The organism is Rubrobacter sp. M3-4 (assembly GCF_059772285.1).
On sequence record NZ_JCBAJP010000001.1, the window covers coordinates 463,143 to 470,634 of the forward strand.

Below are 7,492 nucleotides of genomic sequence, written 5' to 3' on the forward strand. Positions count from 1 at the left end.
CGGGGGACGGACGGCGTGCTACCGCAGCCAGGTCTGTATGATCACCCGGAAGACGCCGAGCGGGTAGCGCAGCTTCGGGGGCTTCTTGCTCACGCCTTCGGCACGCTTGAGCATCGTCACCGGCACCTCCTTGAAGCGCAGCCCCTTCTTGAGCGCCTCGAGGATGAGCTCGGTGGCGTTGAAGCGGTCCTCCCTGAGGTCGAGCTTCGGGAGCATCGAGCCCCTTATCGCGCGGAAGCCGTTCGTCGAGTCGGTTATCTTCTTGCCGGTCAGGAGCGAGATCATCTTCGAGAAGAACACGACGCCGATGTGCCGGACGCTCCCGGCCTCCTCGTAGAAGCCCATGAAGCGCGAGCCGAGGACGAAGTCCGCCTCGTCCTCGATTATCGGGACGATCAGACGCTCCATCTCCTCCGGCAGATACTGGCCGTCGGCGTCGAGGTTTATGACCATGTCGGCCCGCTCGAGCCGGGAGATGGCGAAGCCGGTCCTCAGCGCGTCGCCCTGCCCGCGGTTGACCACGTGCGAGACGACCGGGTAGCCGAGGTTGCGGGCGATCTCCTCGGTGGCGTCGGATGAGCCGTCGTCGACGACGACGGTCCTGACCTCGTAACCCATGAGCTCTTTGGGTACCCGCGAGAGGACCTGGGCGATGCCCCCGGCCTCGTTGTAGGCGGGGACGACGATGAGGATCCTGCCGCGCGCCCCCTCGGGCAGCGGCTGCGGCGGGTCGTAGCGCTCCTTGTACTGCCTCACGGCGAGCGCGGTCACGACCTGACCGTTTCTGCGGCTCACGTCCTGCACCTTGCCGATCAGGTAGACCACGAGCGCGAACAGAACCAGCACCGCGGCGACCAGAATGGCGAAGCCCCGGTTCTGGAGCTGGAAGACGTAGAGCAGTACGTTGCCGACCTTCGGGAAGACCGAGAAGACCGCGACCCCCGCGGCCACGACGAGGGCGAGCAGCAGGTCGAACCGGCGCCACCTGCCTCCTCTGTAGGCCAGGATGCTCGCCGCCGCGATTACCGCGGCGACGAGTATCCCGGCGAACCTGATGTGGTCGAACGCCATCATACCGCCGAAGGCGCCTTTCTCTCCTTACGCTGGCCCTCCCGCCAGGAGACCTTGGGATCTATGGCGTCGGGCTCGACCCTCTCCTTGTAGCGCATCGCTATGTTCAAAAGGGAGTCGAGCAGGCTCTCCTTGAGGTAGTGCGGCTCCAGACCGAGGTCCAGAAGCTTGGTGTGCTTGGCGTTGTAGTAGTGCTCCTCGGCCTCGACCCTGGGGTTCGGGAGGTTCTCGATCTTCGCCTCTATCCCCAGCTTGGAGGCGGCCTCCTTGACCATCTTCGCCAAATCGAGGATGCTGAACTCCTCGGTGAACTGGTTGAACACCCGGAACTCCCCGGGCTCGGCCGGATGCTCTATGGCGAGCTCTATGCACCTGACCGTGTCGCGGATGTCGAGGAAGCCCCTCGTCTGTCCGCCCTTGCCGTAGACCGTCATCGGATGGCCTATCGCCGCCTGGATGCAGAAGCGGTTCAGGGCCGTGCCGTAGATCTCGTCGTAGTCGAAGCGGTTTATCAGCCGCTCGTCACGCTCGGTCTGCTCGGTGACCGTCCCGTAGACGACCCCCTGGTTGAGGTCGGTGGCTTTCAGATCCCAGATCTTGCACGCGAAGGCTATGTTGTGCGAGTCGTGCACCTTGCTGAGGTGGTACCAGCTGCCGGGCTGCTTGGGAAACGGCAGAATGTCCTTCCTGCCGTTGTGCTCTATCTCTATGTAGCCCTCTTCTATGTCTATGTTGGGCGTGCCGTACTCGCCCATGGTCCCCAGCTTGACCAGATGGCACTCCGGCGCATGCTCCTTTATCGCGAAGAGCAGGTTCAGCGTGCCTATCACGTTGTTGTGCTGGGTGTAGACCGCGTGCGCCCGGTCGATCATCGAGTAGGGCGCCGCCCGCTGCTCGGCGAAGTGGACCACCGCGTCGGGACGGTAGCTCTTTATCACCCCGGAGACGAACTCCCAGTCCAGAAGATCCCCTACCTCGACGGCTATCTCCTGGCCGCTCACCTCCTTCCAGGCCCTGACCCTCTGCTTGAGGGTGGCTATCGGGGTGAGGCTCTGCACGCCGAGCTCATGGTCTATCTGCCGGCGCACGAAGTTGTCTACGATCACCACCTCGTGCCCGCAGTCGGAGAGGTGTAGCGAAGTGGGCCAGCCACAGTAGCCGTCCCCGCCCAGAACCATCACTCTCATCTTCTCTTTTCGCCCCCTTTTCTCTCTCTTCTTTCTGGGATGTGTGAGGCCAGTCGCAAATTGTATCCGCTATGATCGCATAATGAAAGATCAAAAAATTTCCGTCAACGGGCAATAATTTAATTTTTTTTAAAAAAGAGTCTCCGTGAGGCGGGACTCGACGGGTGGCACCGTTCCCGGCGCCTGATATGCTAACGCCATGCACCGCTCCCACGAGAACGGAGGCTTCGCGGGGTGATCTCGGATCTCGTCCGCGTGGTACCCGTTGCTCTGGCGCTCGTGCTGGTTCCCGGATGGTTCTGGGCGCGGTGGCTGACCCGGAGCACGGACCTCGCGGAGCAGGTGATCCACGCCGTCGCTTTCTCGATGGTGCTGGTCTCCGCGGCGGCTCTGGTCGAGGTACGCCTGACCGGAGGGGGGCTGACGCTGCCTCTGGCGGTGATCGCGCCGGCCGCCGTATTTTTGGCCGGGGCCGGGCTCTTCGTGTGGTCCGGGGCGGCGGGGAAGCCCGAGAAGAGGCCGGTGGCTGGATTCCCCGTGCCGCTCACCGCGCCTTCTCTGGTCCCGCTCGCGCTGGCGGCGGCGCTGGTGCTGGCCGGGGACTTCCTCTACCAGGGGCTCTTCTGGGCTGCGGGCTCGTGCTGGGGCTGGCCCTCCCCGGCCTGCACGGCGAGCGGCGAGGCGCAGAGGTTCATGCTCCCGGTCGCGGCGCTCGTCGTGCTCGCCGGGGCCGTGCAGGTGTTGAGTTCCCGCCGGCTTTCCTGGGCCGGATCGGGTGAGGAAGCCGCGGGAGAGCGAAGCGTGGACTCCGGCGGCCGGACGAAGAAGGTGTTGCTCGGGCTGGTCCTGCTCGCGGTGCTCGTGCGCGGTTACTCGGGACCGGTGCTGCACGACTGGCCGTTCATCCGCGGGGTGGACAACTACTCGCACGCGGTGATGGCCAACCTGATGCTCTCCACGGGCAACGACTCCTCCTACCTGATCTACCCGCCGGGATTCCATCTGCTGACCGCGGAGATCTCGCGCCTGAGCGGGGTCGAGCCGCTCGACACCTTCCCCGTCGTGGCCCCGCTGATGATGCTCGGCCCCACCCTCGCCCTCTACACGCTCGGGCGCAGGATGTGGGGGTGGGAGGTAGGGGTCGCCGCGGCGTTCTTCGGCGGTTTCCTCGCCGGGGGCATCTACTACTACTTCGACGACGCGATGTACCCGAACCTCACCGCCGCTCAGATCCTGCTGGTCATGACCATCGGCGCGCTGGTCTCGCTCTACTCCCGTCCCGGCTGGCGCAGCGGGCTCGCGTTCGCCGTCCTCGGCTCCGGGGTCGTCCTCTACCATCAGGTCACGTCCCTGTATCTGGTCGTGCTGCTCGCACCCGTAGCGGTCTTCGCCCTGGTCTACCTACTCCTCACCAGCCAGAGGAGGGCAGCCGCGACGCTCTTCTTCAGCCTCGTCCTGCTGGCGGTTCTCTCGGTGGCCTACGCCTGGGACACCTACCACATCCCGCGTCTCATCGCCCACCTCATGGACGGGGCCTTCGGCACCGGCAAGACGGCGAGCGCGGTCGAGATGGCGATAGGCACCCAGCCCACTTACGGCTACGCGGTGATGGTCGGTACCACCATCTCCCAGCCGATAGCCTGGCTCGGGCTCCTCGGGCTGGTGGTGAGCACGGGTTCCCTGTTCGTCGCCCGCAGACGCGAGGGTGCGGCGGTGCTCTCGAAGGTGACGCTGCTCGTATGGTTCCTGGTGATGCTGGCGGGTAGCAGTACTTCGCTCTCCGGATTCCCCCAGCGCTTCGGGCGCGACATAAGCGTCCCGCTCGCGCTGTTCGCCGCCTTCGCGCTCGTCATGCTGCTGAGATCCCTGCTGTGGCTGCGCGGGCCGCTCCCCGTCTACGCCGCCTCCGTGGCGGTGTTGCTCGTCGGTGGGCTCGTCGGGCTGCGCGCGGTGCAGAGCATAGAGCAGGCCGCCGGCCCCAGCCCGGAGGTCACCATGACCCCGCAGATAGCCGCCGCGGGCGAGTGGCTCAAGGAGCACAACACCGGCGGCAACATCATGGTCAGCCCGCAGTCCAACCAGGTCCCGAGCCGCATGATGCTCGCGATGGGCCACTACAGCGCGCTGCAGTCGTTCACCGCCGGGCAGGTCGCCCATCCGAGAGACCTCCCGCCCCACCCACCGCAGCGCTACTGGAACGTGCTGTGGGTGATGACCCATCCGCAGGGCCAGAAGACGCAGCAGATATTGAAGGAGTACGACGTGCGCTACATCGTGCTCTACAAGCGGGAGCCCGACCGGCCGGTGGTGCCCTACTGGACGCTCTTCAAGCAGTACCCGAACCTCTACCGGACGGTCTTCGAGAACCAGGACGTCCTGATCGTCGCGCCGCGCCGCTTCTCCGGTACGGGATAGGATGGGCCACAGGGAGGCCGCCGGGCGCACGCTCCCCTTCGTCCTCGGCGTCTACGCCGCAAGCCGCCTCCTCTACTTCGCCGCCGGGGCGATCATGGCCCGCACCCTTCCCATAAGCTCCTTCCAGAGGCGGACCTCGGACGTCCCCTACGGCCGACTGAACACGTGGTCGCACTGGGACGGCGAACACTACATCCACCTCGCCGCCTCCGGCTACCTGAACCCACCCTACGACGAGTCACCGGCCTTCTTCCCCCTCTACCCGCTGCTGGTGCGCGCCCTCGACTCCCTCTTCGGCGGTCCCGTCTCCCTGCCCGCCCTCGGGGTGTGGGGCGTTATCGTCTCTCTCGCCGCGCTGCCGTTCGCACTCTACTTCGTCTACCGCCTGGCGGAGGACGCAGGAGGTCCGCGGACGGCGCGGGCCTCCGTGCTCGTGCTCGCGTTCTTCCCGACCGCGTTCTTCCTGAACGCCGTCTACACCGAGAGCCTCTTCCTCGCGCTCTCGGCGGGCGCGCTGTGGGCCGTGAGGGTGAGGAAGAACCTCCTGCTCGCCTGCGTTCTGGCCAGTCTCGCCTGCGCCACCCGCAACGTGGGCATCTTCCTCCTCGTGCCTCTGGCCCTGGAGTGGCTGCGCCGCCGCCGTGAGTACGGCCTGCGGGGTGCCGCCTGTCTCGCTCTCGCCCCCTCCGGACTTCTCCTTTACGCCGCCTACCTCTGGTGGCGCTTCGGTAACCCGCTCCTCTTCTACACAGGACAGAGGCGTTGGGGAAGGGAACCCACCGGACCTCTCCACGCCCTCGTAACGGCGTTCGAGCAGGCCGGCCGGGGGCTCGCGCAACTCTCCGGGATGCGCCCCGGAGCCGGCTCCGGGAGCCTCATGGACCACCTGGCCGCTACCAACGAGACCTACAACCTGCTCTTCCTGCTGCTCGCCCTGACGCTCCTCGTGGCGGGGGCGCGGAGCCTCCCGCCGGGGATGAGCGCCTACGCCTTCCTGCTCGTCGCCGTCCCCGCGCTCTTCGGTACCCCGCAGGACCCGCTCATGGGGATGCCGCGCTTCGTCCTCGTGGCCTTCCCGATCTTCATCACGCTCGGTGCCCTCGTCGGGAAGAGAAAGGTGGCATTGCGCCTCTGGCTCGCCGTCAACATCGCTTTCTCGCTCTTCCTGTGCGCTCTGTTCGTCAGCTGGCGGTTCGTCGCCTGATGTTCCCCCACGGAACCCGTTCGTGAAGCCCCCTTAAAAAGTGACAGACAAAAAGATTGCCCCGTTCATCCTTGGATCCAACCCCATTCAACATCCAACAAGCTTTCTCACATCTCCTGTCGATGACAAATGTTGATATTGACCCGTAACGTGCCGGGAGATAACATAAATGAAACGAGTTATTCTGGCCTGTGAATGAAGTGGGCCGGGTTGGAGTGTGGGGGTGAGCTTTGGCGGTCAGCAGGGGGGCGCGCAACCTCCGGCGGCACAACAGGAGCCTGGTGCTCAAGGTGATCAGGACACACGGCCCGATCTCGCGGTCCGGGATCGTCGAGGCGAGTGGGTTGAGCATGGCGGCGGTGGTGGAGATCTGTGAGGAGCTCATGGAGCGGGGGCTCGTGCGGGAGGCGGGGGTTGGGGTCTCCACGGGTGGGAGGCCGCCGGTGTTGCTGGAGCTCGTCCCGCGGGCGTACAGCGCGGTGGGGCTCGAGGTGGGGCCCCGCCGGCTCACGGCGGTGGTCACGGATCTCAACGCCGGGATCCTCGTACGTTCTGCGGCTCCTTCGGGGATGGAGCGGGGGCCTGAGGAGCTCTGGCGGAGGGTACGGTCCGTACTGGAGAAGGTGCTCGGGGAGGCCGAGGGGCTAAAGAGCGGAAAAGTGGCCGGGATAGGGCTCGCGCTGCCGGCCCCGGTTTTCTCCTCCGATGCGGCGGGGTTCAGCCCGCCGAGTTATCCCGGCTGGGGCCGCTTCGAGATCGTGGAGAAAGTCCGGCAGGAGTACGGGCTGCCGGTGGTCGCGGACAACGACGCCAACGCCTCCGCGCTCGGGGAGCACCTCTTCGGGGCGGGCCGGGGAGTAAGGCAGATGCTCTACGTCATCGTCCATCGGGGTGTGGGCGGGGCGGTGGTCGTAGACGGGGCGCTCTACCGGGGGGCGAACGGCGGGGCGGGGGAGCTCGGACACACGCTCGTGGACATCGATGGGCCCAGGTGCGGTTGTGGCCGGTACGGGTGTCTGGAGGCTCTGGTGGGGAGGGCCGCGATAGCCCGGCGGGCCGCACGGGCGCTCAAGCTGGCGGGAGGGAGAGAGCTGGCGGGAAAAGAACCCGAGCAGGTGACGGCCGGCGACGTGATAGAGGCCGCCCGCGCGGGCGACGGGCTGGCGCGCGGGGTGCTCGAGGAGGCCGGCAGGTATCTCGGGATCGGCATCGCCAACGCGGTCAACCTGCTCGACCCCGAGCTCGTCGTCGTGGGTGGGGCTACGATGAAGGCCGGGTCCCTCATACTGGAGCCCGCCCGCAGGACCTTCGAGCGTCGGGTGCTCTCTGAGATGGCGCGCAGGGTACGCATCGTCGAGGGGGAGCTCGGGGACGACGCCGGGGCCATAGGCGCCGCCTCTCTTGTGCTCAGCCGGCTCTTTCGCGGCGGTGCCCCGGAGGAACTACGGGAGGTGATCGGAGGAAGAGCCGTGTAGTCGTTGACAGATTCCTGGCGTGGGTTGATCATGCAGGTCGAAGGAACCTTGGTGGGTAAGGAGGAGAAAAGCAGATGAGCACCGGCAATCCGGAAGGACAGGGGATCTCGCGGCGCAAGTTCCTCGGTGGTGGTGCCGCG

Annotated in this window: 5 protein-coding genes; 3 read left to right on the plus strand and 2 right to left on the minus strand. The window is 66.2% G+C overall.

What is annotated here, in order from left to right:
• Positions 1–18 precede the first annotated feature (18 nt).
• Together AC6EKW_RS02265 and AC6EKW_RS02270 are read right to left on the minus strand one after the other, a co-directional pair.
• Complete coding sequence (locus tag AC6EKW_RS02265) at positions 19–1,074, minus strand: glycosyltransferase family 2 protein (RefSeq protein WP_273887105.1); 1,056 nt, start codon at positions 1,072–1,074, stop codon at positions 19–21.
• Positions 1,071–2,258, minus strand: a complete 1,188-nt coding sequence (locus tag AC6EKW_RS02270; RefSeq protein ID WP_273887104.1) for a UDP-sulfoquinovose synthase — start codon at positions 2,256–2,258, stop codon at positions 1,071–1,073. The genes AC6EKW_RS02265 and AC6EKW_RS02270 overlap by 4 nt, the downstream gene beginning before the upstream one ends.
• A gap of 234 nt (positions 2,259–2,492) precedes the next feature.
• Here AC6EKW_RS02270 and AC6EKW_RS02275 point away from each other — a divergent pair, with 234 nt between their 5' ends.
• The 3 genes from AC6EKW_RS02275 (at position 2,493) to AC6EKW_RS02285 (ending at position 7,352) form a co-directional block, all read left to right on the plus strand.
• The gene (locus tag AC6EKW_RS02275) at positions 2,493–4,673 is read left to right on the plus strand and encodes a DUF6541 family protein (RefSeq protein WP_498513567.1); all 2,181 of its coding nucleotides are present in this window, start codon (positions 2,493–2,495) and stop codon (positions 4,671–4,673) included.
• A 1-nt stretch (position 4,674) separates the two neighbouring features.
• Positions 4,675–5,877 carry a mannosyltransferase family protein gene (locus tag AC6EKW_RS02280; RefSeq protein WP_498513568.1) on the plus strand — a complete coding sequence of 401 codons (1,203 nt, stop codon included), beginning with the start codon at positions 4,675–4,677 and terminating at the stop codon, positions 5,875–5,877.
• Positions 5,878–6,107: 230 nt separating this feature from the next.
• The gene (locus AC6EKW_RS02285; RefSeq protein WP_498513569.1) at positions 6,108–7,352 is read left to right on the plus strand and encodes an ROK family transcriptional regulator; all 1,245 of its coding nucleotides are present in this window, start codon (positions 6,108–6,110) and stop codon (positions 7,350–7,352) included.
• Positions 7,353–7,492: the final 140 nt, after the last annotated feature.